The organism is Pandoraea eparura, assembly GCF_902459725.1.
Classification (GTDB): domain Bacteria; phylum Pseudomonadota; class Gammaproteobacteria; order Burkholderiales; family Burkholderiaceae; genus Pandoraea; species Pandoraea eparura.
In genome coordinates this window covers 320,725-346,350 of sequence record NZ_CABPSH010000003.1, presented here as the reverse complement: position 1 = coordinate 346,350, position 25,626 = coordinate 320,725, and the positions used below count along the sequence as shown (strand labels likewise).

Genomic DNA, 25,626 nt, shown 5'->3' with positions numbered 1-25,626 from the left:
GCACCACGGCTGGACTGGCGATTACTTGCCGACGCTGGCCACACTACCGAGCAGGCTGGTGACCGGGGCGAGCAGTCCCGTGAGACCGCCCGTCGCGCCGCCCGAGCTGCCGCCAGCCGTACTCGTCACGCCGGAGAGCAGGCTCGTGACCGGCGCCAGCGGGCTGCTGCTGCCGCCCGAGGTGGCGCCGCTCACACTGCCGAGCAGACCGGTGACCGGGGCGAGCGGGCTGCCGCTGCTCGATCCGCCGACGCCGCCGAGCAGGCCCGTGACCGAGCCGAGCGGGTTCGATGACCCGCCGGCCGTCGTCGTGCCCAGGTTGCCCAGCAGCGAGCCGAACGGGTTCGCCGAGCCGGTGGAGGTGCTGCCGTTCAGGAACGTGCCGCCGCCGCCGACGGTGTTGCCGGTGGCAATCACCGTGTTACCGAGTGCAGTCACGACCGGGTTCGACGACGTTCCCTGCATCGTCGTGCCGACCGTGGAGACCGCGCCGCCCACCGTCTGCAGCAGGCCCTGTGCCTGACTGCCCAGGCCCGTGGTCGTCCCTACCGTGCGGGTCGTGTCCGACACCACATTGGTGATCGGCGTGATGGCCGATGAGAGTGCCGTCGTGGCCTGCACGACCGGGCCGCCCGTGAAGGCCTGCTTCAGGATCGCGCCGCCCGCAATGCCGCCCTGGCCGACGGTCGCGACGACGTTGCCGACCGCGCCGGTGAGCGTGTCGACCGGTGTGCCTGCCAGCGGGCCGCTCTTGCCGATGCCGGCGACGCCGCTACCCAGCGACACGCCCGCCTGGCCGAGGTCGGTCACGACATTGCCCGTGCTTGCGAGCGTGGTGCCGACGGGATCCGACGAGGCACCCGTTTGGCCGAGACCGCTGCTTACGCCGTTGCCAAGGGCGGTGACGGCGTTGCCGGTCTGCGTGAGCGCACCGCCGAAGCCTTGCGACGCTTGCGAGGACACGAGCGGCAATTGGGTGCTGGACACCTGGTCGCCCAGCGCGCTGACGACGTTACCGGCGGAGCTCACGATACCGCCGGCGCCGCTGGCCGTCGTGCCGACAGCGTTCGGGCTGCCCGAGGTGCCGGCTGAAGCGCCGCTGCCGCCACCGCCGCTGGAGCAGCCGGTCAGGGCGATGAGTGCGATGGCGGCCGAAGCCAGGAGGGTGCGTTGAAGTGCGTGGGTCATGATGTCTATCTCCCTTGATCGTGCTGAATGGTTGTCTGGTTACTTCTTGGCGCCGAGCAAACCGCCGAGCAGGCCGGTCACCGGCGCGAGCGGGCCGCTGCTGCTGCTCCCCGAGCCCGTGGCACCGCCGAGCGCGCCCGTCACGGAACCGAGCAGTGTCGTCACCGGCGCCAGGGCACTGCCTGCCGCCGTGCCGCCCGTCCCCGTCGATGCCCCGCCAGTGGCGCTGCCGAGTGCGCCGGTCAGACCGGACACCAGGCTCGTGACGGGGGCGAGCGGGCCGCTGCCCGATGTTCCGCCGGTGGCACCACCGAGTGCGCCGGTCAGGCCGGAGACGAGGTTCGTAACGGGAGCGAGCGGGTTGCTGCCCGAGGTGCCGCCAGTGGCGCCACCGAGGGCGCCGGTCAGGCCGGAGACGAGGTTCGTGACGGGGGCGAGCGGGTTGCTGCCCGAGGTGCCGCCCGCGGCACCACCGAGTGTGCCGGTCAGGCCGGAGACGAGGTTCGTGACGGGGGCGAGCGGGTTGCTGCTCGAGGTGCCGCCCGCGGCGCCACCGAGTGCACCGGTCAGGCCGGAAACGAGATTCGTGACGGGGGCGAGCGGACCCGAGCCCGATCCACCACCGAGGCCACCCGTCAGCCCGCCAAGGGCCGAGGTGAGGGGGGCGAGCGGGTTGGTGCTCGTCGGCGTGCCATGGGCCGCGCCGCCCAGGCTGGCCACGGTGTTGCCGACACCCGCGACGATGCCGCCGACGTCGGTGGCCGCCGGGTTGTTGACCTGACCGGCGATCTGGGTGCCGACACCGGCCAGGCCGCCGCCGATTTGCGCCAGCAGTCCGACCACCGGCGCGCCGAGGCCTGTCGTGTTACCTACCGTTTGCGTGGTGTTGGTCACGACGTTCGTGATCGGCGTGATGGCCGACGACAGCGACGTCGTCAGTTGCTGTACGGGGCCGCTCGTGATCGTTTGCGTCAGGCCGTTGCCCAGACTCTGGCCCGCCATGCCGACCGATGTCACGACACCGCCGAGCAGCGATGTCACGCCATTGACCGGCGTGTTGGCGAGCGGGCCGGTCTGCCCGAGGCCGGCGACGGCACTACCCAGTTGGGTGCCGGCCGTGCCGAGGTCGGTGACCGCACCGCCCACGCTGGCAAGCGTCGGATTGAGCGGATCGCTCACCGAGCCCAGCTTGCCGAGACCGTTCGTGATGCCGTTGCCGAGGGTCTGCACGGCGTTGCCGGTCGAGACGGCGGCGCCCGCCAGACCGCTTTGCGTCTGCGTGCTGACCAGCGGGAGTTGCGTGCCGGCAAGCGTGGTGCCCAGATCGCTGACAGTCTTGCCGACTTGCGTCACGACACCCGTGCTTGCGGTGGCGGCCACGGTGCCGATCGGATTGGTCGCGGCGCTCGTGCCGGTGCCGCCGTCCCCGCTGCCATTGCCATTGCCGCCGCTTCCGCCGCCGCCCCCGTTGCTGCCGAGGCTCGAGCCGTCGGTCACCGTCCCGGCGCCCGTGCCGCCTCCACCGCCGGTGCCCGCGCTGGTGCCGCTGTCGCCGAGCGAGCCGCTGGTGCCGCCCGAGCCAGAACTTGCGCAGCCGGTCATCGTGACAATCGCAAGCAGGCAGGCGGAAGCGAGAAGATGGCGTTGGATGTTTTTCATGATGGTGTCCTCTGGTCTGTGTGGGTCGTCAGGCAGGCGTGTCTTGCGCCGCCATTCGGCTGTTCATGCGTTGTGCAATCAGTGCGAACAGGAGCGCATCGACGACTGCGCTGTCGGGGCCGGTCATCGCCCGGGCCGAAGACGCGCGGGAGGCGCGCGTGGTGCTGTTCGAATCGGTCGGTGTGGCGGTGGCGCGTACGCCACCGCCTTGTGCACCGCCCCTCCCTGGGCTTGCGCCTCTACGATCGTTGCCGGCAGCAGCGCTGCGCTGCATTGCGGCGATGCGTTGCTGCCCGGCCGAGAGGGCAGCGCAGTGCGGCATCGTTTGTTTGGTATTGCCAATGATCATGGTGTCCCCCGGTGATCTTCAGCGTTGCGATGCTGGGATATGCGCAAGAGCTGTGCCAATCGTTAAGGCCGGGTTTGAATAACAGTTCTATTTTTTCTGTCGATAGGCTGAAAAGCCTGTATTTACTTGCGTTTCGGAAAGCAAGAATCTTTTGAATCGAGGGATCGCCGATCGCAGAAAGGGAGGCAAATCAGGGTTAACGCCATCGAAAATTGACGGCTCTCGGGCGAAATGCTGTTCCCGTTACGGGGGGCGTTACGGGTAACGTTACGTAACGTCTCCGGAAAAATTGCTGTCGAGTCGTGTAGAAATACGAAGCAAATCGGCTGGCCATGGGCTTGGCGACCTGCGTAAGGAAGGGAAAGGCGTGGAAGCCCGATATCGCGGCGCTGTCGAGCCAATCCTCTTGGTAGCGTGAGGCGGGCGTGGCGAAGATTGCGAGGCGATCGACGACGGCGAAGCGCTCTTGCGTCGATGAAGCGCGCGTGGGGCGCTATCGCTGAACCAGTTGAATCGCTATTTAATTAGGTGCTACAAGTATTGCGTGCGCGTGCGCGTGCGCGTGTGTGGTGGGACACCCATCATGGTTTTCCCTCGCGGGCGTTGTATTACCTGGTTTTGGAGTATTGTTTGATCTATCGAGGTAACGCTTTCTTACATTCTTCAGGGTGATTGGTAGCAAGACTCTAGTTTTTGTTGATCGGTTTAAATTAGCATCGAAAAAAGCGTACGCCGCCAAAAGGCTGGACCAACAAGCTTGAAAGTATTGGCGTACAAGGTAAAAGAGGTTCGCGAGCCACGCGGCGCAACGAACCCGAGGCCGAATTCAAGAAGAGATGAGCGATACGGCGCACGTGCGTCGGCGACCGGATGGCCGCTGATGCGTCGTTGTGCCCGAATGGGCGCTTGACGCCTTTTTTGTGGGAGCGTGATATGAAACTCGGCAATCGCATTCGGCTGTTCGTGCGTGACGAACGTGGGGTCACCGCACTGGAGTACGGCATTCTCGCCGCGATCGTGGCCGTGCTGATCGGTGGTGCTGTCTACACGAACCTGTCAGGGGTGTTCACTTCCGTCTTTGCGAAGATCACGTCGGTCATCACGTCCGTCGGCTCCTGAAACCCCCGCACCGCAAACCGCTTTGGCGCCGGTCAGCGATATGTCGCGCTGGCGCGAAGGCGACAAGCCCCTGCATGAGACTTGAGCAGTCGAAGCGAGGGTTGCGTTTGACAGTATTGGGAAGGACACCGTAGCTTCGCGGCGTCTTTCAGGTGCGTGGGTGGCGGTATTCGCGAGGATGCGAGTCATGCGGGCAATGCGAGCAGGGATGAACGGACGGCAGCGCGGTCTGTCTGGGCAGAAAGGTGTGACGGCGCTCGAGTATGGCATCCTGGCCGCGGTCGTGGTGATCTTGGTCGGCGCGACCGTCTTCACCAATTTGACGACCGTGCTCACCAACGTGTTCAGCAACGTCACGTCGGTCGCAGCGACTGCCGTGAATCACTGACGCGAGACACGCCGTGCTGATCTTGCTGTGGCTGTTGTGCGTGCCGATCGTGATCACCGACCTGGTTGCGCGCCGCATCCCCAATGCGTGGCTGCTGAGCGTGGCGGGGATGGCCGTCATCTGGATTGGGTGGCAGGCATGGCATGGTGAGCCTCGCGCGTTGTGGGTTCATGGAGTCGGCGGGCTGCTCGGATTGATCGCATTGCTGCCTTTCTGGTGGCGAAACGTGATGGCGGCGGGCGACGTCAAGCTCTTCGCATTGATCGGGCTGGTGGCGGGTTACTCGGCACTGCTGCCGGTCTGGTGTCTGGCGAGCGTGGCGGCAGGCGTGCATGCGCTGGTGCTGTTGACGGCGCGGGTCAAGTGGCTCTCGCGATGGCGTGATGCACTGGGCGCCTGCGCAGCCTGGCAAAGGATTTTGCAATGGCGTGCCGGTCGCGTCGGATTGCCCTACGGGGCCTATCTGGCAGCGGCGGCGCTCGTGGTGCGGTAATCGATGCAGTGGCTGTCCAGGCGGTTGAGCTAGTCGCAGTTGTAGTGCGTGAGGTAGCGGTACGTCGTGCGAGTCTCCACGACGCATACGAAGGCAGGCAATGACGAGTGCTGCGCAAAGCGGCACCGTAATAACGAGAAACGAGAGGCGCGGGCGACGCCGCGCAAATGGGTAGGAACAATGCGTCGCCAAACACGGCCACACAGTGCCGTGAGCGACGGGGAGCATCGTCATGAAGGTGTTTGGGGCACAGGCGGGATCCGGGTTGCGAGGCGCGCGCTCGCGCGGCGTCGCTGCGCTGGAATTCATGCTGATCCTGACGATTCTGCTGCCCGCGTTCTATGTCGCCGTTGCCTTCTCCATCACCATTCTTGCCCGGCAGATGCTGACGCAGGCCGCCTCCGAGGCTGGCCGTGCGATGTTGCGCGCCGGTACGATGGCGCAGCGTCAGGGGTATGCCACGCAGGCGATCAATACCACGCTGACCTGGCCATCGGCGTCGGCCGTGAGCGCCGGCTTCACCCCCGATGCGACCTATCCTTGCCCGGCGTCGGGCACCAGTGCCAGTTCGCAATGCATCGTTCACGTGACGTTGACGCTGACGCAGCCCATGACCGTCAATTGGCCGGGGCTGGGCGCGCTCGTGCCGCAACACGTGGTCGGCACCGCTGCGGTCACGCTGGACACGTCAACGCTGGGCGGCAGTTAAGTGACGCGAACGTGTGGGGGCGGATCAGCGAGCGTCGCGCCGGTGCCAAGGTCATCCGCTCCGGGAGACAGAAAAAAGATGTGCGGTTATGCCGAGTTGTCATGCCGCCGGTTCGCCGGCGTCCCGCAAGTTGTGACTGAACGGCCGACAGGCCCCAAGCCATGAACAAAGCCACCAAGATTCTTGCTGCTGTGCTGGTCGTCGCTGGTGTGTTGCTCGCGCTCTTCGCGTTGCGCCTCGGCACGGCCAACGCACCGGCGCCGGCCGCCACGCCTTCGCCGGTCACCCAGACGCTCACGCAGCGCTACCCGGCCGTGGTGGCGGCCAAGGCCCTCGCGCCGGGCCAACCCATCGATGCCGAAGGGGTGAAGCTCGTGACGTTCGACACTCAGACCGTCGGTGGCTTCGCCAACCCGGCCGACGTCGTGGGCCGCGTGCCGCTTGTCGCGCTCGCGCCTGGCGTGCCGGTCACGCAGAACACGCTCGCGCACGGCCTCGCCATGCAGCTCGCGCCGGGCGAGCGTGCCGTCGCGATTGCCGTGTCGGAAACCATTGGCGTAAGCAACCGCATCCGTCCGGGCGATTACGTCGATGTCTTCTTCACGATGAAAACCAATCGGCCGGCAGGACCGGCCGTGGGCTTGGTCGATGATACGCAGGCGCGTCTGCTGGCCTCGCGCGTGCGGGTGCTGAGCTACGGTAATGCCTCGCTCGACGACGTGGCGCCGCCGCCGGCGTCCCCGAGTGTGGCGTCCAGCGTGCAGGGCGCCACGACGACGGCCCCGGCGCCCGGGCAACCGGGCGTCAACGGCCAACCGCCCATGCCGGCAACGGCCGCCGTCGTGGCCGTGCCAGTGGCCGACGTCAACCGTGTGGTGCTCGGCACGCAACAGGGCAAGATCACGCTGGCGCTGCGCAACCCAGGCGACGACGCCAAACCCGACACGTCGCTGTTCCCGTCGCCACCGCCGGTGCTCGCGGGCAAGCCCGGACTCAAGGGCGAAGACAAGGCGGCGCTCGATACGCCCGAGAACCAGGCCTACGCCGGGATTGCCGCGACCGGACTCGCCGGCGCGCCGCCGCGTGCGCCGGCGGCAACGCCGCGTCAGCCGGGCGCCAGGGGCGGCGGCGCCACGATCGAGGTCGTACGTGGCGCGCAGCAAAGCACCGCCGCGTACTGAGATTGCCGAGACCTCGACGTTCGACCTGAAACGCCACGCCACTTAACCAACACAGTGACCGATATAGCCACGCCATGATCAGAAGCCAGGTTCGCACTGCCAGACAACAGCCCCGACGCGTGACCGGCATGCTGTTGTGCCTTGCCGCGCTGCTCGCGTGCGCTGCCACGGGTTCGGTGCGTTTGGCCGATGCCGCCGACGCCACCTCGCGTGCCGGATCGCGTTCGCTGACGCTGGGCGTTCACGAGCAACGCGAGTTGCAAGTGCCGGGCTCGCTCGAGCGCGTTGCCGTGGCCGATCCCGCGGTTGCGGACGTTGTCGTGCTCAAAGGCTCGGGCGGACGACGCGGCTCGGTGCTGGTCGTCGGGAAAACGGCGGGCACTACGCAGATCGCTGCGTGGCCGCGCGGCGGCGAACCGGTGCGCTGGGAAGTCCACGTGATAGGCAGCGTGCAAAGCGCCCTGGGCGATACCGGTACGGCCAGTGTTGACGCGCGCGGCGGCGCGGCCCTCATCAAGGGCCACGCGAATACCGTTGTTGAACACAGTGGCCTGCAGTCGGCGGCGGTCGATGCGGCGGGCAAGGGCGGCGTCGTCGTCGATCGTTCGACGGTTGGGGATACCGGTGTCGTGCAGGTCGACGTGAAGATTGTCGAGATCAATCGCAATATTCTCAATCAGTTGGGAGCGAGCTTCGGCGCATCGAAGAAGACCGGCTCGGGCAGCTTCGGCGTGGGTTCGGCGCTCAACTCCGCCTTTGGTGGTAGTGGCGGGGCGAGCACCGTACCCAACTTCGGCTCGTTCTTCGGCTCGATTACCCGTGGCGCATTCAGCATGTCGGCGCAGATCGACCTGCTGCAATCGAACGGTCTCGGCCGGGTGCTGGCGGCACCGACGCTGGTGGCGCTCTCGGGACAGAGCGCGAGCTTTCTCGCGGGCGGCGAGATTCCGGTGCCGCAGTCGGGTGGTCTGGGCACGACCACGATTGTCTACAAGCCGTTTGGCGTGGGGCTCACGGTCACGCCGACGATCCTTGCGCCGAATCGCATCGCGCTGAAGGTGGCGCCCGAGGCGTCGGACATCGACTATACGAACGCCATCGTGACCGAATCGACGCAAATTCCCGCGATCACGACGCGCCGCGCGGACACGACGGTGGAGTTGGGCGACGGCGAGAGTTTCGTCATCGGCGGCCTGATCTCGCGCACGACGACCGCCGCGGTTGACAAGGTGCCGCTGCTCGGCGATCTGCCGTTTATCGGCGCCTTTTTCCGCAATTTGAAGTACAACAGCGCCGAGAAGGAACTGGTGATCGTGGTCACGCCACATCTGGTCAAACCGATGGCGAAGGGCGTGGCGATGCCACTGCCGGGAGATACGCGTGAGCGTCGCCCGGGGCCGGTATGGGGCGCCTACCTGATGGGTGTGGCAAGCGATAGTGAATTGCCGGGGTTTTCGAAATAGCGCCGAACCGCGCACGCAGGCGGTACCGAGCGGCAACCGGGCGACAGCCGGGGCAGGGAAGTCAGGAGTGCAAACATGAACGCACCGACGCGAATACTGGACACCATGACGGAGTTGCATCGCTTCCTCTTTTGCAGCGCGCACGCAGGCCACGGTCAGTGGCTCTCGGCGGCGTTGCGCGATGAGGGCGTGGTGCTGCAGGAGGCCGGTCGTCCGGCGCAATTGCAGCAGCGCATCGGCGATCTCGACCCGCAGGTCGTATTGCTCGATTTTTCCGGCGAGCCGAGCGGCCATGCCGACGACACCGCCGACGGCAGCTTTGCCGGTGCCATCGAACTCGCGCAGATGCTCAAACGTGTCGCGCCCAAACTGCCGTTGGTGGCGGTGGGATCGATGGTGCGCGCCGATGGCATGAAGGCGGCCATCCGCGCCGGGGTCCACGACTTCATCGACATGCATTCGACGCACGAGGAGGCGCTTGATGTCATCCGCCGGGTGATCGATCAAACGCCACCGCCCAGCGCCGTTGCGCCCCAGCGTCACGGGCGCTTCGTGGTGTTGCTCGGCGCCCGAATCGGTGTCGGATGCAGCACACTCGCCGCGCATCTTTCGCAGCTCGGGCAGGAGATGGTCGTCGGCGCGCATCCCGAGAAGGCGACCCGGGCCGCGAAGGCGCCGGCGAACAAGGACGACAAGTTCGATGCCTCGCTGCTCGGTCACGTGGCGCTGCTCGATCTCGGCCTGCCGTCCGGTGACGGCCTGCTGTATCTCAATACGCAAAGCCAGTTCAGCTTCGCCGAAGCGGTGCAGAACCTGCGACGTTTCGATGAAACCCTCGTGCACACGGCCGTCTCGCATACGCCAAGCGGCTTGGCGGTGTTGCCGCTGCCGCTCGATCTCGGCGACATGCGCAGCGTGGCGGCGGCCGATGCGCTGGCGCTCACCGACCGTCTGCGCGCGTTCTTCGATCTGATCGTTGCCGATCTTGGCGGCTTCTCGAATCCGGCGTTCGTCGCGAGCCTCGTGCGCGCCGCCGACGAGGTCTGGCTCGTGGTCGACCAGAGCGTGGGCGCGATCGTTTCGCTCGCGTCGATGCTGCGCGATCTCGAAGAGAAGAGTGTGGAGCGCCATCACCTGCAGCTCGTGCTCAACCGCTACGATCCGCGTTACGGCATGGCGGCCGACCAGATCGCCAAGCGTTTCGAGATTCCGCTGCTCGCCACGCTGCCCGACCGCCCGTTGGCCATGCTCTCGGCGACCAATCAGGGCAAGTTGATTCTCGATACCGCGCGTAGCGATCCGTACGTGCGCGCGTTGCAACCGCTCGTCGAACGACTGCTCAGCGCGCAACATGCGGGGGCGGCGGCACAACGTCATTCGTCGGGCTGGCTGGGCCGATTCATGGGAAAGCACTGATATGACCGACTCCATCGAATTTGCCGACGACAAGCGCGCGTTCGCCAATTCACAGCAGTTTCAGGACATCAAGACCGCGGCACACGAACATCTGCTCGCGCGAATCGAGGAACTCGGTGCGGAGTTCGGGCGCTGGAGCCGCAGCGCGATCCAGCAGTTCGTCGATCTGGAGATGGACGGTTTCGTACGTTTGCGCCGCATCCCGATCAACGAATCGGAGCTGCGCCAGATCTCCGATGCGCTCACGAAAGAGCTTGCCGGCTTCGGCCCCATCGAGGATCTGCTCGCGGATCCGGCGGTGGAGGACATTCTGATCAACGGCTACAACGATGTTTATGTGTCGCGTCAGGGGGTGCTGGCGCGCGAAGCACTGCGCTTCTCGGACAATCAGCATCTGCTGCGCATCGTGCGGCGCATTCTCGCCCCCATCGGCCGTCGTCTCGACGAGTCGAACCCAATGGTCGATGCGCGCCTGCCCGACGGCGGACGTCTGAACGTCGTGATCGAGCCGCTGGCCGTCGACGGACCGGTGGTCTCGATTCGCAAGTTTCGCAAGGATCCGCTCAAGCCGTCCGACCTGCTCGCGCTCGGCAGCTTCAACGAAGAGATTTATGCGCTGCTCGACGCGGCGGTTCGCTCGCGCTGCAATATTCTTGTCTCCGGCGGCACCAGTTCGGGCAAGACGTCGCTGCTTAACGCGCTGGCCAGCTTCATCCCGGCGACCGAGCGCGTGGTGACCGTCGAGGACACGGCCGAACTCTCGCTCAACCACCCGCACGTGGTACGGCTCGAATCGCGTCAGGGCGGCTTCGACGGATCGGGCGAGGTGTCGATTCGCGACCTGATTCGCAACAGTTTGCGCATGCGTCCCGACCGCATCATCGTGGGCGAAGTGCGCGGCTCCGAAGTGCTGGAAATGATGCAGGCGATGAATACCGGCCACGAAGGCTCGATGGCGACGATCCACGCCAACTCGCCGCGCGAATGCCTCTACCGCCTGGAGATGCTCGCGGGCTTTGCCGGGTTTCAGGGCAGCGAGAGCAGCCTGCGCCGGCAGATCACGAGCGCGCTCGATTTCATCGTGCAGATTGGCCGGTTGTCGAGCGGGCGCCGGCGCATTTTGTCGATTACCGAAGTGACCGGGGTGTCGGATACCGTGATCTCGACGCAGGAGCTGTTCCGGCACGAGTCGGTCGTGGGGCCCGACGGCGAAGAGAAGGATCGTTGGATCTCGCTCGGCCTGCAGCCGCACTCGCCGAAGTTGCAGCGGTTCAAGGAGCTGACACGCCATGCGGCGGCAGCCGCGCAGGCGCAGAGCAACCCCCCACCGGATTCGGGCGGCGGGGGTGGCTTCTTCGGACGCCGTCGATGAATGTCATCGTGTTGTGGGTCGTCGGCATCGCCCTGCTGCTGATTGCGGCAGGGCTGGAGCTATGGCGCCGTACCCACCTGCGCGTGAGAGCGCAGGCGACGAGCGCGTTTCTCGAGCAGCAGCTCGCCCAGAATGCGCCGCGGTTCGCGGCGAACGAGGGCGCCGCCACGCGTGCGCCACGCCGCAAGTCGCTGCCGTGGGAGTTCTTCTTCGAGCGGGCGGGCGTACACACCGATCCGATGTTCTACACGATGCTGATCGCGCCCGGCCTGCTGCTGGTGATTCTGTTCTGGGCGTGGCACGGACCGCTCTCGGCCATCGTCGTGTTGTTGCTGTACGTGGTGGGTACGGTGCTGCGCTACTGGTTCAAGGCGGCGCGCCGGCATCGCAACATCGTGCGTCAGTTGCCGATCTTTCTCGACGGGATGGTGCGGATGCTGACCGTTGGCAATAGTCTGCCGGCCGCGTTCCAGACCGCCGCCGGCAATGCTGATATGCCATTGCGCGAATTGCTGGACCGTGCCGTGCGACAGGTGCAGGCCGGCGTCGATCTCGACGTGGCGCTCAAACAGATCGCGCGGGTGTATCACGTTGAAGAGATCTACCTGTTCGCATCGGTGGTCGACCTGTCCACCCGATTCGGGGGGCGCGCCGACCAGATTCTCTCGCGCATGGCCGGCTTCATGCGCGATCGCGAGCAGGCGCAAGCGGAGCTTTACGCGTTGTCTTCCGAGACACGGATGTCGGCCTGGGTGCTGGCCGCCCTGCCGATCATCGTCAGTGCCGTGCTGATGTTGCTGAATCCGAAATTCTTCGAGCCGATGTTCCAGGAGGCGTCCGGTCAGCGACTGCTCGCGATCGGCCTCGGTCTGGAAGTCTTCGGCGGCTTCCTGTTGTACCGACTTGCGAAGTCGCTGTGAGCGAGAGGGACTGACCCATATGCACCTCGCCAACTCACACTTCTGGATGATGCTGGGCCTGTTGATGGTCGCGGCCGGGCTGTTGCTCGCGGCGTCGGCCCTGCTGTTGCGTGCGGTGCGTCAGGGGCGCAGCGAACGAATGATCGATCAGGTGCTGGCCAGCCGTCAGCAACAGGCATTGGCGGCCCTGCGTGCGGCGAATGCGCCGCCCGGGCCGCAGGCGGCGCTCGAGGACGACCTGCAGGAAACGCGTGAGGGTGCGCGGCACGGCTGGCGCGCCCTGTTCGATCGCGCGGCGGCGCTGGGCAAGCAGTGGTCGGAAACGCGCCTTGGGCAGCATCTGATTGCGGCCGAAGATCGGCTTCTGCTTGCGCAATGTGGCTACGACAGCGTGCGGGCGAAGTCGCTCTTCCTGTTCGCGCGGGTGGCGCTCGCGGGGGTGCTGCCATTGCTGATCTGGTTGTGGTTTCCTGGCGGCGGGGGCGTCGGCACGATGCTGCGCCTGATCGGTGCGGCCGGGATCGGACTGCTCGTGCCGAAATTCTACGTGCAGCGCAAGGCGACGCAGCGCCGTCGCGAACTGATCGAGGAACTGCCGTTGCTCATCGACTTGCTGCGCTTGCTGCAAGGCGTGGGCCTGTCGATGGACCAGAGCCTGTATGTGCTGGTGTCCGATTTTCGCGAAGTGCTGCCGATTCTGTCGAAGGAGTTCGAAAGCGCCAATCGTCAGTACGCTTCGGGGCGCGGGCGGGAGGCGTCGATGGGCCGCTTGCGCGAGGTGTACGACAACGATGACCTGCGCGCACTGGTGCGGCTCATCGTGCAGGTCGAGCAGCACGGCGGCGCGGTACAGGAGCCGCTGCAACAGTTCAGCGATCGCTTGCGCGAGCAACGTCGGCAGACGATGAAGGAGCGTATCGGCAAGCTCACCGTGAAGATGACGCTGGCGATGATGCTGACGCTGTTGCCCGCACTGATGCTGGTGGTTGCGGGGCCGGCCATCCTGTCATTGACCAAATCGATGGAGGCTATGCGGTGACCCGACAGATTCAGAAACGACGTGCCGCAGGGCTCGCAGCGGTGGCTTGCGTCGCGCAACAACGCCGCACCGCTCGCGTGATGGCGGGCTCGCTGATCGCCATGTGCTGCGCAGTGTCGCTCGCCGGATGCGGCGGGCCGCGCATCGGCGGTTACGGTGCGCCGTCGGCCGCGGCGCTCATGCAGGCGGAGCAGAACGACGAAGCGATGGCCAAGGCAGCCAAGCCCGATACGCGCGAGCTGTATCTGTCGATGATTCGACAGATGCAGGAGCAGGGCGCGTACTTCGCCTCGCTGGCCCATATCGACCAGTTCCGGATGCAATACGGTGCCGCGCCGGATATCGACATTCTTCGGGCCGATGCCTTGCGCGAGACGGGGCAGCCCGACGCCGCCGAGCAAGCCTATCGGGCATTGCTGGGCGGAAGTGAGGCGGCGGCGGCCTGGCACGGCATGGGGCTGGTGGCGGCGCAGCGCAAGGATTACGCTGGCGCGGCGCAGGCGCTGCGTGAGGCCGTGACGCGCGCGCCCACGCAAGCGTTCTACCTGAGCGATCTCGGCTTCGCCCTGCTGCGCAACGGTGATACGGGCGCCGCGCGTGTGCCGCTCGCTCAGGCGGCCGAGCTGCGACCCGACAGTCGCAAGGTGTTGAGCAATCTGGCGGTGTATCTCGTGGTGAGCGGCGAGCGAGTGCGGGCCGACGAGGTGATGACGCGTGCCGACATGCCTCAGGCCACGCGCGACGCCATCGACAAACTCGCCGCCGATATCACCGCTCAGGGGCAAGCCCGCCGCGCGGCGGCTGATGCAGCCGCCGCTCGCGCCGCCGCGCAGGCAGCGGCGGCGATTCCGGCGCCACTGACGCAGGCCAGGCTCGCGCGTGCCACGGTGGCCGCCGACGCCACCGATGGTGCCCGCAACGACATGCCCACGTCGTTGCTCGACCGATTCAGCCATTCGCAGTGATGCGATGGCTTCCCCCTCATGCATAACGCAGCACGTACGACAAGAATCACGCAACGTCAGGGAGACGTGATGATGGCAGGCGAGAAACCCTACGGAACATCGGACGCCCGGCTGCGGCTGGCGGCGTGGCTCACGGTGGCGGCACTCGTGTGTTGGGCGGGCGCGGCCGCGGCGCAGATCAGCGCGCCGATCACGGGAACGATGGGCGGTGCCGACGCGCCTGGCATCGCCGCACCGGCACAGGCGGCCCCGACCGCCCCGTCGGCGCCTGCCGCCCGCGACGTGGCGCAGGCACCGGTGACACAAACGGTGACACAAACGGCAACCGCCCCCGCGGCACACACCGGACGCGTGCCGCGCAACGTTGTGCGGCGAGATACGGCGTTGCGCGTCGGCGAGCACGCGCAGGACGGCATGCTCGGCGACGAAACCGAAGCGTTGCTCGCGCTCCAGGCGAACAACCTGGCCGCCGGGCCGGGGCTCCCGATGCTCGGCTCGACAGCGTCGCGTGCCTATAAGCGCTATCTGGATAGCTTCACCTACCCGATTCCTCAGTTTTATCCGGCGATTGTCCAGGGCGACACGGGCACCGGCAACAATGGCGGTGGCGGTGCGGGTGCTGCACCTGCCGTATCGGGAGCTGGCGCAAGCCAGTAGCCTGTCATGACTGTGCGTGCGCGCGTGCGCCCAACGGATTGTGTCGCCTCGCCTCGTGGGCGGCAGCGCGGATCGATTCCCATCCTCGCCTTCGCCTTCGTGATCGTGGCATTGATTCTCGCGTTCGCGATCGATGCGGGCTACGCGTTCATGCAACGACGCGACTTGCAGCGCGCGGCCGACATGGGCGCGCTCGCCGGCGCACAAACGCTGCCGGGATGTGCCAATGCCACGTCATATGCCGCTGTCGTGCAGGCCAACGTCACATCGAACATGGGCAGCAACGTCACCGGCTTGCAGGTGACGTCGTCATGCGGCGTGTGGACATCGCCGTCGGCGTCGGCGACCGGCCCCGGCACGTTCGTCGCGACCAATGCCGGGAATGCGGCGAGTGGCAATGCCGTGCAGGTGAAGTTGTCGCTGGCCGTGCCGTCCTTCTTCCAGCTTGCCGGTACGCGTACGATCAACGCCATTGCCATCGCGCGCAAGGCGCCTGCGGTCGTGACGTTCACGGTCGACTCGGGACTGCTCACGCTCAGTACGAGCAACTCGGTGCTCGCGCCACTGCTTCAGTCGGTCGGCATCTCGCCAACGCTGTATGTCGCCGCCGCGCAGCAACTCGTCGGCGTCAACATCACGCCGCAGGGCTTGTTGCAGGCGCTCGGTGTTCCAGTGACCGGAGACGCCAGCGTGGCGTCGCTCTCGGGCGTGGCCGCCGTGAAAAACCTGACCGTCGGGCAGTTGCTGAGCGCGACGAACACCGCCCTTGCGACGCAGAACGGTGCGCTTTCGGTGTCGGTCACCGCGATGAACAATCTCATCAATGTGTTCGCCGGTAGTCCGGTGCTCAATCTGCCCATCAACTTGCTGGGTACGGCGACGACACCCGGCCTCATCGCCAACATCGACGCGGCCGGTGTGAGCGCGGCCAACGCGCTCACCGCCAACATCAGCGTCGCCGACCTGATTTCCGCGGCTGTCGTCGGCGCAAATGGCAGCAATGCCGTGGCGATTCCGTCCTTACCGATTCTGGGTGGCACGGTGTCGGTCGTGGCGCGGGTGATTTCGCCGCCACAGGTTGGCGTGGGCGGTGTCGGGGCGACGGCGACGACTGCGCAATTGCGGTTGTTCCTCACGGTGAACTCGTCAGCCGGCACGTTGGGCGGGTTGCTCAGCGGGCTGGGCACGCAGTTGAACCTGCCGCTCGTGCTTGAGGCGGCACAGTCGACGGCGACGGTGACGGCGCTGCAATGCGGTGCGACGCCTTCCGCGACCCTGCAAGTCAACTCGGGGCTAGTGAATGTCTGTGTGGGTGGCTCGGCCAGCGGCGTGAACGTCGCCAACAATGCGGCGAGCTGTACCACGCTCATGACGCAGCGCACTAACATCGCCACCTTGCTGGGATTGATTAACGTTGGCGGAAACGCCAACCTGTCGCTCGTGACGAATTCGCCGGCGCCGATGACGTTTACCGGGCCGTTCCCGCAGCAAGTCGGGCCGGTCGGTTCGAGTGTGAACCTCAGTCAGATTGTCAATGCGCTGCTCACGGGCCTGTCGCTCGATGTGAGTGCCGGGGGAACATCGACATCGAACACGATCGGCACCGGTCTCGTTGGCAGTGTGCCAACGGCGGCCGCGGGCGCCACGGTCACGACGGTCAACACGTTTCTCAGCACTGCCGCCGCAGGACTCACGGCGACGACCAACGCCCTCGGCACGACCTTGGGTGGGGTTGCCACCCTCAACCTGCCCCAGGTGGTGGGCGGCGTGGGCGGTCTCGTCACGGGGTTGCTCAATACGCTCGGTGATGTCGTGAACGGGATTCTCGGCGGCTTTTCGGATCTCGTGTGCAATCTATCGGGCAGCGGGGCGAATCAATGCCGCGTCAACGCCGTGTCGGGGTCGATCGGGACCACCGACATTTCGCCGGTGCTCGGCAGCGTGCTCTATACCTTGCTCAATCCGCTGCTCTCGCCACTGAGCACGTTGCTCAACACGTTACTCACCTCGCTGGGAATCACACTTGGCACCACCACCGTGACCGTCGACAGCATTAACTGCCAGAACGGACTCGTCCAACTGGTGTATTAGCGCAGCGGAGCAGGCGTGCAACTGCGAGACGCCCAATGCGGGCGATGCATATCAGCAATGAAATTCACCATGACGGACGCCCGGCGCGTCCGGCAACGAGCGGACCAGCATGAAAAGCAAGCCAGTACGTGAAGATCTTGACGTGTACGTGTGGGAAGGCAAGTCGGACATTGCCGAGCGCGTCGCGCATTGCCTCGCGAGCTTCGACATGGAAGTCATTCGTGCCGATGGCATCGATCTCTCGCGCGAGCGCACCAAGGCGCGCCCCTCCATCGCCGTCGTCAGCGTGTCGGTGATCGAAGGCGCATCGACCAACGCGCACGAGTGGCAGTTGGGCCACGGCATGCCCGTCATCTGGGTGGCGACCACGCCGCGCGAGAACGATCCACGGGTCTATCCACCCGAGTACAGCAACATCCTCACGCTCGATTTCTCCGGCGCGGAATTGCGCACGCTGATCTTCAAACTCTCGGGCGCCATCGCGCAGGCCGACCAGGCCCCCGCACCGGTCGACCCGCTCGTCGCGCAGTCGAGCGCCATGCTTAACTTGCTCGCCGAGGTCGACGCCTTTGCCGATTGCGATTCGAATGTGCTCATTCACGGTGAAACGGGGGTGGGCAAAGAGCGCATTGCGCGCCTGCTGCACGACAAGCAGAGTCACTACGGGCAGGGGCCATTCGTGGCCGTGAACTGCGGCGCGATTCCCGACGGCCTGTTCGAGTCGCATTTCTTCGGCCATGCCAAGGGGGCGTTTACCGGCGCGCTGTATTCGCACAAGGGCTATTTCGAGCAGGCCAACGACGGCACGCTCTTCCTCGACGAAATCGGCGATCTGCCGTTGTACCAGCAGGTCAAGCTGCTTCGGGTGCTGGAGGACAGTGCGGTGACGCGTCTGGGGTCGGCTCAGCCAGTGAAGCTCGACTTCCGGCTCGTGGCGGCGACCAACAAGCACCTCAAGACGATGGTGCGCGATGAGCTGTTCCGTGCCGACCTGTTCTACCGTCTCGCCGTCATCGAGCTGCACATTCCGAGTCTCGAGGAGCGCGGTCCCGTCGACAAGCTTGCCGTTTTCACCGCCTACCTCGGCAAAGTCGTCGGCGACAGCGATGTGGGCGCGCAAGTGCCCCTCTGGCTGCGCGAACTGGTCGAAGGCGGGGTGTTTCCCGGGAACGTGCGCGAGATGCGCAACATCGCCGAGCGCGTCGGCATTATCTATCGGCAACTGGGAGGCTGGGACGAGCGGCGCATCCGTCCCATCTTCGACGCGCTCTGCATGGGCACCATCGCCCGTGGCGACGATGGTGTGCGCAGCGCGGCGCAGGGGGATCGGGCCCGTTGGGACGCAGCCGAGCGTGCACGCATCGTCGCGGCGCTCGACGCCAACGGCTGGCGACGTCAGGACACCGCCAATGCCCTGGGCATCAGCCGCAAGGTGCTGTGGGAGAAAATGCGCAAATATCAGATCCTAGGCAACGATTCGGAACTGGCCAGCGAGTTCGACGCGGGCGGCGGTAACTAGCGCTCGCCGTACGGCGACGCCGCCGCATTTGCCTCGCGTGATTGGCAAACCGAAGGAAACGACTGAAAAGCCTGCGGCGTCGCGACGGCGGCGGCGGTGGGCCATCGCCATGGGATCGTGACCCGATAATGCCGCGTGCTGCGTGGGCAATACCTCGATTTGCACCTAAATGACGGGATTTGTCTGACATCCGGGTTCCGCTCAGGGGAACTCGCACGGTGTCCGCAGTTGCGCGGTATCAACAGATGAATTCTGGCGGGCACAATAACGCATTCGGCGCTTGGAAGCGGGCGCGTCAATGGATAGAATTGTTGGCGATTGCGGGCGTGCGGTTATCATTCCACAAATACGCGGGTCTCAGATCCTCGGGACGGAGTCCGGGGGGCGAACGAATGCGGCGAACAAGGATCGTGAAACGATCCGGTCGATAACAGGAAAACAGATCAGATGAAAATCAGTGATTGCCGGGGGCGGTTTTGGTTGGGCGTGGGGGTGGCATGCCTGGCCGCCTGGGGAACGTCAGCGGGGGCGGCGGACGCGGTGAAGGACGTGACGGGCGCGACGTCCGCCCAGCTCGCGGCGCCGGCAGTGGCTACCCCATCGGCCAACGCGCCGGCGGTCGCCTCGGGTACGATCCAGGAACTGCGCGATCGCATTCAGAACAAGGAAGTCTCCGAACTTCGCACGACTTACAACGGCCGCTATGGCGCGAGCCTGTTGTTTTATCCGCAGACGATGGGCTACTACGTCGCGCTGTTCCATGAAGGCCAGTTCTGGCGCGTCGTGAAGCTCGACAACGAGAAGAAGGCGGAAGCGCTCTACGGCGACTTCGTGCGCCAGACGCAGGTGCTCGCCGACGTCGAAATCCGCCGCATCAAGCTCGAAGCGCAAAAGGCCCTGATGGAGCGCCAGCTTGCCGCCAGCGAAGCGCGCCTGAGCGCGGTGCAGAACGACCTGGCGATCCAGCGTCAACAGGAACAGGCGCTGGCCGAGAACCAGCAGGCCGTGCGTGAGCAGGCCTCGGCGCTGGAAACCGAACGTACCGCAGCACGTATTCGTCTGAATGACCTGCAAGGCCAGATCCACTCGCTCGAAGCCGAGCAGAACAGTGCCGATTCGAGCCTCGTGCGCTCGGTCAAGAGCACCGGCCATCGCAAGGCGACGCGTCGTCGTTGAGCGGGTGCGGCGATGACTCGTCGGCCGCGATCCGGTCGACGTTGTCTTACGCGTTGAAAGAAACCGCCTGCATTCGGGCGGTTTTTTTATGTGCTGTCCCGTCGGAACTGCCCCGGGCGACCCATGGCTCGTGGCCTTGCTACACGCAATTTGCGGGGATGTCGACTCGTGAATGCGCATGGCTGGCATATGTCGCGCATTTGCAACTCGAAAATCGGCGTCGCGCCGACTATCCCACGGTGGGCTGAGGCGGCAAAACCCTTGTCGCGCCGCACTGGTCACGGCGCACGGCTCGAATTATCCTAGCGTAGCCTGCCATGTCAGACGTCCGGCACTCAGCACCTGTCCGGACTGGCGAGGGAACCGGCGCCCAGTTAGAATAACGCCCATTTTGTGCAGCGCAATAAAGCGATTACCCAAACCTTATGACGCAAAACATACGACACGGGCAGCGCCCTCAGGCTTTGCCCGCGCTCATGGTGGCGGCCATCGGCGTGGTCTTCGGCGATATCGGCACCAGTCCGCTCTATGCGCTCAAGGAATGTTTCGATCCGCAACACGGCATTCCGTTTAACCAGCAAGCCGTGTTCGGCATCATCTCGCTGCTGTTCTGGGCCCTGGTGATCGTCGTCTCTCTGAAGTATGTGCTGTTCGTGATGCGCGCCGACAACCGAGGCGAGGGGGGCGTACTCGCGCTCATGGCGCTGAGCCTGCGCAGCGTGCGCGCTGGCAGCAAGTGGGCGTCGGTGCTGATGATGCTTGGCATGTTCGGCGCCTGCATGTTCTACGGCGATGCGGTCATCACCCCGGCCATCTCGGTGATGTCGGCGGTCGAGGGGCTGGAAATTGCCGCGCCGTCGCTCTCGCGCTTCGTGTTGCCGATTACCATCGTCATCCTGATCATCCTGTTCTCGATGCAGAAATCGGGTACGGCGAAAGTCGGACGCCTTTTCGGACCCGTCATGGTGACGTGGTTCGTGATTCTCGGCGTGCTCGGGGTGAACCACATTGTCGCTGCACCTGAAATCATCAAGGCGATCAACCCGTACTACGGCATCCACTTCATCCATACGCATGCCCTGCAAGCCTACATCGTGCTCGGCTCGGTGTTTCTGGTGCTGACCGGTGCCGAGGCGCTATACGCCGACATGGGGCATTTCGGCATTCGGCCAATCCGATTTGCGTGGTCGTTCCTCGTGTTCCCGGCATTGACGCTGAATTACTTCGGACAGGGTGCATTGCTGCTGAGAACGCCAAAGGCTATCGAAAACCCGTTCTTCCTCATGGCCCCGGACTGGGCGCTCGTGCCGCTGGTGATAGTGGCGACCGCGGCGACCGTGATCGCCTCGCAGGCGGTGATTTCCGGTGCGTTCTCGCTGACCAGTCAGGCCATTCAGCTCGGCTATGTCCCGCGTATGAAGATCCTGCATACGTCGGATCGCGAAATCGGCCAGATCTACATGCCGGTGATCAACTGGGCGCTGCTGCTGGTCATCATGTGGATCGTGCTGGCCTTCAAGTCGTCGAGTAATCTCGCGGCAGCGTACGGTATTGCTGTCACGACGACGATGGTCATCACGACGATTCTGGCCTGCGTGGTCATGGTCAAGGTCTGGAACTGGAACAAGTTCCTGGTGGCGCTGATCATCACTGGGTTCCTGGTGGTCGACTTTGCCTTCTTCGGCGCGAACCTGATCAAGGTGGAAGAGGGCGGCTGGTTGCCGCTGGCGCTGGGCGCGTTCCTGTTCTTCATGCTGATGACCTGGCACAAGGGCCGCCAATTGCTGCGCGAGCGCACGGCCGCCGACGGGATTCCGCTCGCGCCGTTCCTGCAGGGGCTGCTCGCGCATCCGCCACATCGCGTGGCGGGCACCGCCATCTACCTGACCGGTGGCAATACGCAGGTGCCAGTGAGCTTGCTGCACAACCTCAAGCACAACCGCATCCTGCACGAGCGCACGATCTTCCTCACCTTCCGCACGGTCGATGTGCCTTATGTCGAGGACCTCAACCGCATCGAAGTCCAGGATCATTCCGGCGGGCTGTACAGCGTGGTTGCCACCTTCGGTTTCAACGAGACGCCAGACGTCAAGGAGACGCTGAATTTACTCGAGGCGAAGACGGACATGCACTTCGAGTTGATGGATACGTCGTTCTTCCTCGCGCGCGAGACGGTGGTGCCGACCAAGCTGCCGGGGATGTCGATCTGGCGCGAACGTCTGTTCGCCTGGATGCACCAGAACGCCGCCAAGCCGACCGACTTCTTCAGTATTCCCGCTAACCGCGTGGTCGAGCTGGGGACCAAGATCGAGATCTGATGACCGTGTCCCGTGCCCCATGGGTGCGGGTAGGCTGCGCTGTCTGACATCGCGGCGCGTGAACCTGAAGCAACGAACCTCCAAGCGTTGGCGATCTCGCCAGCGCTTGGGGGTTTTGCGTTTTGGCGAGCCGAAAAAAAAGCCCACCTTCCGAAGAAGGCGGGCCGATCGCAACGAAGCAGGACGCGGCGCGAGGAAACGCTTGCGCGCCGTGCGTCAGACGCGTGAGCGCCAGGGCCTGATTTATCGCTTGAGCTTGGCGAACGCGGCTGCCATCGCGTTCACGGTCTCCGGTTCGCGCTGACGTTGACCGCCACTGCCACGGTGTCCGCCGCCATTGCCACCATTGCCGCTGCGTGCACCCCCACCGCCACCACCACTGCTCGGGCGATCGCCGGCGCCGGCCACCGGCAGTTCGTCGTTCAGGCGCATGGTGAGCGAGATACGCTGGCGGCGCGGATCGACCTCGAGCACCTTCACCTTCACGATGTCGCCGGCCTTCACGACTTCGTGCGGATCCTTGATGAACTTGGTCGACATCGCCGAGACGTGCACCAGACCGTCCTGATGCACCCCGATGTCGATGAACGCCCCAAAGGCGGCCACGTTCGTCACCACGCCTTCGAGCTGCATGCCCGGCTTGAGGTCGGTGATCTTTTCAACCCCTTCCTGGAACGTCGCCGTCTTGAACTCCGGACGCGGATCGCGGCCCGGCTTCTCGAGTTCGGTCAGGATGTCCTTGACGGTCGGCAGGCCGAAACGCTCGTCGACGAATTCAGTCGCCGAGACGCTGCGTACAACCGAGCCGTTACCCATCACGTCGCCAATGCTCTTCTTGATTTTCGCCAGAATGCGTTCGACGACCGGATAGGCTTCCGGGTGGACCGATGACCGATCGAGCGGATTGTCGCCACCGGTCACGCGCAGGAAGCCGGCGGCCTGCTCGAAGGTCTTGTCGCCCAGACGCGGCACCTTCTTGAGCGCTTCACGATTCGGGAACGGGCCGTTGCTGTCGCGGAAGTCCACAATGTTCTTCGCCAACGTGCTGTTCAGCCCCGATACGCGCGCGAGCAGCGGTGCCGAGGCGGTATTGACGTCCACTCCCACGGCGTTCACGCAGTCCTCGACCACGGCGTCGAGCATGCGGGCCAGCTCGCGCTGGTTCACGTCGTGCTGATACTGGCCCACGCCAATGGCCTTCGGTTCGATCTTGACGAGTTCGGCGAGCGGGTCCTGCAAGCGGCGCGCGATCGACACCGCGCCGCGCAGCGACACGTCGAGTTCGGGGAATTCCTTCGCGGCGAATTCGGACGCCGAGTACACCGAGGCCCCCGCTTCCGAGACCACGATCTTCTGGAGCTTGAGTTCGGGATGGCGCTTGATCAGCTCCAGCGCGAGCTTGTCCGTCTCGCGCGACGCAGTGCCATTGCCGATGCTCACGAGTTCCGCGCCGGTGGCGGCGGCGATCTTGGCGAGTCGCGCAAGTGAGCCGTCCCAATCGCGGCGCGGTTCGTGCGGATAGATGGTGTCGGTGCCCAACACCTTGCCGGTGCGATCGACCACAGCCACCTTCACGCCGGTACGCAGGCCCGGGTCCAGACCGATCACGCCCTTCTGGCCGGCCGGTGCGGCAAGCAGCAGCGCCTTGAGGTTGCGCGCGAACACGCGAATGGCTTCGCTCTCGGCGCTTTCGCGAATTTGCGTGAGCAGTTCCGATTCGAGGTGCGGCTGCACCTTCACGCGCCAGCACCAGCGGCAGACGTCGCCGAGCCACTTGTCGGCAGCGCGATTCTGCTGGCGAATGCCGAAGTGCCCGGCGATCACGCCTTCGCACGGATGCGGGATCTGCGCGTCGAGTTCTTCGCCCAGGCCCAGCTTGACCATCAGGATGCCGAGGTTACGGCCGCGGAAGAGGGCGAGCGCACGATGCGACGGCACGGCGGCGATCGGTTCGGCGTAGTCGTAATAGTCGCGGAACTTCTCGCCTTCCTCGCTTTCCTTGCCTTCCACGACCTTCGACGACACGACGCCCTGATGCCACAGGTAGTCGCGCAGTTTGCCGAGCAACTCGGCCGTCTCGCCGAACTGTTCCGACAGGATGTCGCGGGCACCGTCGAGTGCGGCCTTGACATCCGCCACGCCTTTGTCGGCGTCGACGAACTTGGCGGCTTCGGTTTGCGGGTCGAGCGTCGGGTCGGCAAGCAAGGCCTGCGCGAGCGGCTCGAGACCGGCTTCGCGAGCGATTTGCGCGCGGGTGCGACGCTTCTGCTTGTACGGGAGATAAAGGTCTTCGAGCGTCTGCTTCGTGTCAGCCGCCTCGATGGCGGTGCGCAGCTCGTCGGTCAGCTTGCCTTGCTCGTCGATGTTCGCGAGGATCGCCGCACGGCGCTCTTCCAGCTCGCGAAGATACAGCAGGCGCTCTTCGAGCGTACGCAACTGCGTGTCATCGAGGTTGTCGGTGACTTCCTTGCGGTAGCGCGCGATGAAGGGCACGGTGGCGCCTTCGTCGAGCAGTTGCACGGCGGCGGCCACCTGACGCGGCTGCACGTTGAGTTCGTCGGCGATGCGTTGAACGATCTGAAGGGCTACGTTTTGCGTCATGAGTGTTGCGAGTTACCCAAGTGCCAGGAGCGGGGCATTTTGCCATAAACCGCGGGCGCGTCCGGGCAGGCAATGCTAAAATTTGGCATCACTCTGCTCAACCTCATGATTTCCTTCGCAAATTTGTTTTCGCGCCTGTCTTTGTGCCGTCATGCCGCCGTGGGCGCGTTCGGTATCGTGGTGGCGGCTGCCCTCGTGCCCGGCGCGTCTTTCGCGCAGGGGCTCTCGGCGGCCGAGGCTGCCGGGCGCACGACCGAACAGCTTCGCGTGCCGCAGATCCCGTTCGATGCCACGGCCGACCGTACCCCGTCGCCGGCCAGTGCAGCCAACGCGGCCAACGCTACCATTGACGAGGGCGACAAGCCGGTCGCCTATGACGACAACCTCGATCTGCACCCCGCTGACGACGATTTTGCCGGCCGCCGCGCCGTGCTCGAGCGCCAGCGTGCCTGGATCGACTATCGCTTCGAGCAGGCGAAGTACGAGTGCGCGTCGAAGTTCTTCGTGAACTACTGCATCGACAATGCGCGCGACGACCAACGTACCGCGCTCAAGGCCGTTCGCAGCCAGCGGCTGGTGCTCGAAGACCAGGAGCGCAAGGCGCGTGCGCAGGAGCGTGACGAGCGTCTGGCGGAAAAGCGTGCGCAAACGGCGGCCGAAGCGCCGCAGCGCGCCGCGGAACGTGCGCAGAATGTCTCCGATTACGAAGCCAAGCAGGCCGAGTATCAGCAGCGCGTCACCGAGCGTACGGGCCAGGCACCGCAGCGGGCGGCCAACGCCGAGCAGTACGATGCCAAGCAGGCCGCACAGCAGCAGAAGCTCGACGACGCGAAGGCGAGCGCGGCGCGCAAGGCGACCGAGCGCGAAGACAACGTGCGCAAGTTCAACCAGAAGCAGCAGGACGCCATCGAGCGTCAGAAGAAGTCGGACGCACGCCGCAAGGCGTCGGACTCGGGCGACGCGCCGTCGCCGAAGCCGTTGCCGGGGCAGTAAGCCATGTCAC

General features: G+C 65.2%; 21 protein-coding genes. 17 read left to right on the top strand and 4 right to left on the bottom strand.

The window, feature by feature from the left end; translation table 11 throughout:
- Positions 1-21: 21 nt before the first annotated feature.
- The 3 genes from PEP31012_RS09500 to PEP31012_RS09490 are packed head-to-tail and all read right to left on the bottom strand — an operon-like array spanning position 22 to position 3,196.
- A complete protein-coding gene (locus PEP31012_RS09500; protein ID WP_150589102.1) occupies positions 22-1,188 on the bottom strand; it encodes a collagen-like triple helix repeat-containing protein in 1,167 nt (388 codons plus the stop codon).
- Between the two features lie 39 nt (positions 1,189-1,227).
- Complete coding sequence (locus PEP31012_RS09495) at positions 1,228-2,847, bottom strand: collagen-like triple helix repeat-containing protein (RefSeq protein ID WP_150589101.1); 1,620 nt, start codon at positions 2,845-2,847, stop codon at positions 1,228-1,230.
- Positions 2,848-2,875: 28 nt separating this feature from the next.
- On the bottom strand, positions 2,876-3,196 hold the full coding sequence (locus tag PEP31012_RS09490; RefSeq protein WP_150589100.1) for a hypothetical protein: 321 nt from the start codon (positions 3,194-3,196) through the stop codon (positions 2,876-2,878).
- A 933-nt stretch (positions 3,197-4,129) separates the two neighbouring features.
- Between PEP31012_RS09490 and PEP31012_RS09485 the strand changes: the two genes are divergently transcribed.
- The 16 genes from PEP31012_RS09485 to PEP31012_RS09410 all read left to right on the top strand — a co-directional run bounded on the left by PEP31012_RS09485 (position 4,130) and on the right by PEP31012_RS09410 (position 22,022).
- The gene (locus tag PEP31012_RS09485; RefSeq protein ID WP_150589099.1) at positions 4,130-4,315 is read left to right on the top strand and encodes a Flp family type IVb pilin; all 186 of its coding nucleotides are present in this window, start codon (positions 4,130-4,132) and stop codon (positions 4,313-4,315) included.
- Positions 4,316-4,523: 208 nt separating this feature from the next.
- Positions 4,524-4,703: a Flp family type IVb pilin gene (locus tag PEP31012_RS09480; RefSeq protein ID WP_217427124.1), complete on the top strand. Its 180-nt coding sequence runs from the start codon at positions 4,524-4,526 to the stop codon at positions 4,701-4,703.
- A gap of 13 nt (positions 4,704-4,716) precedes the next feature.
- Positions 4,717-5,196, top strand: coding sequence for an A24 family peptidase (locus PEP31012_RS09475; RefSeq protein WP_174978179.1), 480 nt, complete (start codon positions 4,717-4,719; stop codon positions 5,194-5,196).
- Between the two features lie 232 nt (positions 5,197-5,428).
- Complete coding sequence (locus tag PEP31012_RS09470; protein WP_150589097.1) at positions 5,429-5,905, top strand: TadE/TadG family type IV pilus assembly protein; 477 nt, start codon at positions 5,429-5,431, stop codon at positions 5,903-5,905.
- Between the two features lie 161 nt (positions 5,906-6,066).
- Positions 6,067-7,086 (top strand): Flp pilus assembly protein CpaB, encoded by a 1,020-nt coding sequence (gene cpaB, locus PEP31012_RS09465; RefSeq protein WP_150589096.1) that lies wholly within the window; start codon positions 6,067-6,069, stop codon positions 7,084-7,086.
- Positions 7,087-7,214: 128 nt separating this feature from the next.
- Complete coding sequence (locus PEP31012_RS09460) at positions 7,215-8,549, top strand: type II and III secretion system protein family protein (protein WP_150589095.1); 1,335 nt, start codon at positions 7,215-7,217, stop codon at positions 8,547-8,549.
- Positions 8,550-8,624: 75 nt separating this feature from the next.
- Entirely contained in the window at positions 8,625-9,965 is a 1,341-nt protein-coding gene (locus PEP31012_RS09455) for a hypothetical protein (RefSeq protein ID WP_150589094.1), read from the top strand.
- Between the two features lies 1 nt (position 9,966).
- Complete coding sequence (locus PEP31012_RS09450) at positions 9,967-11,337, top strand: TadA family conjugal transfer-associated ATPase (protein ID WP_150589093.1); 1,371 nt, start codon at positions 9,967-9,969, stop codon at positions 11,335-11,337.
- A complete protein-coding gene (locus PEP31012_RS09445; protein ID WP_150589092.1) occupies positions 11,334-12,257 on the top strand; it encodes a type II secretion system F family protein in 924 nt (307 codons plus the stop codon). Before PEP31012_RS09450 ends, PEP31012_RS09445 begins: the two co-directional genes overlap by 4 nt.
- 19 nt (positions 12,258-12,276) lie before the next feature.
- On the top strand, positions 12,277-13,296 hold the full coding sequence (locus PEP31012_RS09440; RefSeq protein WP_150589091.1) for a type II secretion system F family protein: 1,020 nt from the start codon (positions 12,277-12,279) through the stop codon (positions 13,294-13,296).
- Positions 13,293-14,261 (top strand): tetratricopeptide repeat protein, encoded by a 969-nt coding sequence (locus PEP31012_RS09435; protein ID WP_150589090.1) that lies wholly within the window; start codon positions 13,293-13,295, stop codon positions 14,259-14,261. Before PEP31012_RS09440 ends, PEP31012_RS09435 begins: the two co-directional genes overlap by 4 nt.
- Positions 14,262-14,330: 69 nt before the next feature.
- Positions 14,331-14,918 (top strand): DUF3613 domain-containing protein, encoded by a 588-nt coding sequence (locus PEP31012_RS09430; RefSeq protein ID WP_174978178.1) that lies wholly within the window; start codon positions 14,331-14,333, stop codon positions 14,916-14,918.
- Between the two features lie 6 nt (positions 14,919-14,924).
- Complete coding sequence (locus PEP31012_RS09425; protein ID WP_150589088.1) at positions 14,925-17,009, top strand: pilus assembly protein TadG-related protein; 2,085 nt, start codon at positions 14,925-14,927, stop codon at positions 17,007-17,009.
- A 109-nt stretch (positions 17,010-17,118) separates the two neighbouring features.
- Positions 17,119-18,528 carry a sigma 54-interacting transcriptional regulator gene (locus tag PEP31012_RS09420; RefSeq protein WP_150589087.1) on the top strand — a complete coding sequence of 470 codons (1,410 nt, stop codon included), beginning with the start codon at positions 17,119-17,121 and terminating at the stop codon, positions 18,526-18,528.
- A 447-nt stretch (positions 18,529-18,975) separates the two neighbouring features.
- Positions 18,976-19,704: a DUF2968 domain-containing protein gene (locus PEP31012_RS09415; RefSeq protein ID WP_150589086.1), complete on the top strand. Its 729-nt coding sequence runs from the start codon at positions 18,976-18,978 to the stop codon at positions 19,702-19,704.
- 425 nt (positions 19,705-20,129) lie between these two features.
- Entirely contained in the window at positions 20,130-22,022 is a 1,893-nt protein-coding gene (locus PEP31012_RS09410) for a potassium transporter Kup (protein ID WP_150589085.1), read from the top strand.
- Between the two features lie 243 nt (positions 22,023-22,265).
- Here PEP31012_RS09410 and PEP31012_RS09405 read toward each other — a convergent pair whose 3' ends face one another.
- Positions 22,266-24,623 carry a Tex family protein gene (locus PEP31012_RS09405; protein WP_150589084.1) on the bottom strand — a complete coding sequence of 786 codons (2,358 nt, stop codon included), beginning with the start codon at positions 24,621-24,623 and terminating at the stop codon, positions 22,266-22,268.
- A gap of 105 nt (positions 24,624-24,728) precedes the next feature.
- Between PEP31012_RS09405 and PEP31012_RS09400 the strand changes: the two genes are divergently transcribed.
- Positions 24,729-25,616: a colicin transporter gene (locus tag PEP31012_RS09400; protein WP_150589083.1), complete on the top strand. Its 888-nt coding sequence runs from the start codon at positions 24,729-24,731 to the stop codon at positions 25,614-25,616.
- Positions 25,617-25,626: the final 10 nt, after the last annotated feature.

Coding starts and splice junctions, on each gene's coding strand:
- PEP31012_RS09455 (WP_150589094.1), top strand. CDS start 8,625: ATGAACGCACCGACGCGAATACTGGACACCATGACGGAGTTGCATCGC.
- PEP31012_RS09400 (WP_150589083.1), top strand. CDS start 24,729: ATGATTTCCTTCGCAAATTTGTTTTCGCGCCTGTCTTTGTGCCGTCAT.
- PEP31012_RS09460 (WP_150589095.1), top strand. CDS start 7,215: ATGCTGTTGTGCCTTGCCGCGCTGCTCGCGTGCGCTGCCACGGGTTCG.
- PEP31012_RS09490 (WP_150589100.1), bottom strand. CDS start 3,196: ATGATCATTGGCAATACCAAACAAACGATGCCGCACTGCGCTGCCCTC.
- PEP31012_RS09420 (WP_150589087.1), top strand. CDS start 17,119: ATGAAAAGCAAGCCAGTACGTGAAGATCTTGACGTGTACGTGTGGGAA.
- PEP31012_RS09480 (WP_217427124.1), top strand. CDS start 4,524: ATGAACGGACGGCAGCGCGGTCTGTCTGGGCAGAAAGGTGTGACGGCG.
- PEP31012_RS09440 (WP_150589091.1), top strand. CDS start 12,277: ATGCACCTCGCCAACTCACACTTCTGGATGATGCTGGGCCTGTTGATG.
- PEP31012_RS09415 (WP_150589086.1), top strand. CDS start 18,976: ATGAAAATCAGTGATTGCCGGGGGCGGTTTTGGTTGGGCGTGGGGGTG.
- PEP31012_RS09470 (WP_150589097.1), top strand. CDS start 5,429: ATGAAGGTGTTTGGGGCACAGGCGGGATCCGGGTTGCGAGGCGCGCGC.
- PEP31012_RS09450 (WP_150589093.1), top strand. CDS start 9,967: ATGACCGACTCCATCGAATTTGCCGACGACAAGCGCGCGTTCGCCAAT.
- PEP31012_RS09430 (WP_174978178.1), top strand. CDS start 14,331: ATGATGGCAGGCGAGAAACCCTACGGAACATCGGACGCCCGGCTGCGG.
- PEP31012_RS09495 (WP_150589101.1), bottom strand. CDS start 2,847: ATGAAAAACATCCAACGCCATCTTCTCGCTTCCGCCTGCCTGCTTGCG.
- PEP31012_RS09410 (WP_150589085.1), top strand. CDS start 20,130: ATGACGCAAAACATACGACACGGGCAGCGCCCTCAGGCTTTGCCCGCG.
- PEP31012_RS09445 (WP_150589092.1), top strand. CDS start 11,334: ATGAATGTCATCGTGTTGTGGGTCGTCGGCATCGCCCTGCTGCTGATT.
- PEP31012_RS09405 (WP_150589084.1), bottom strand. CDS start 24,623: ATGACGCAAAACGTAGCCCTTCAGATCGTTCAACGCATCGCCGACGAA.
- PEP31012_RS09500 (WP_150589102.1), bottom strand. CDS start 1,188: ATGACCCACGCACTTCAACGCACCCTCCTGGCTTCGGCCGCCATCGCA.
- PEP31012_RS09425 (WP_150589088.1), top strand. CDS start 14,925: ATGACTGTGCGTGCGCGCGTGCGCCCAACGGATTGTGTCGCCTCGCCT.
- PEP31012_RS09485 (WP_150589099.1), top strand. CDS start 4,130: ATGAAACTCGGCAATCGCATTCGGCTGTTCGTGCGTGACGAACGTGGG.
- cpaB (WP_150589096.1), top strand. CDS start 6,067: ATGAACAAAGCCACCAAGATTCTTGCTGCTGTGCTGGTCGTCGCTGGT.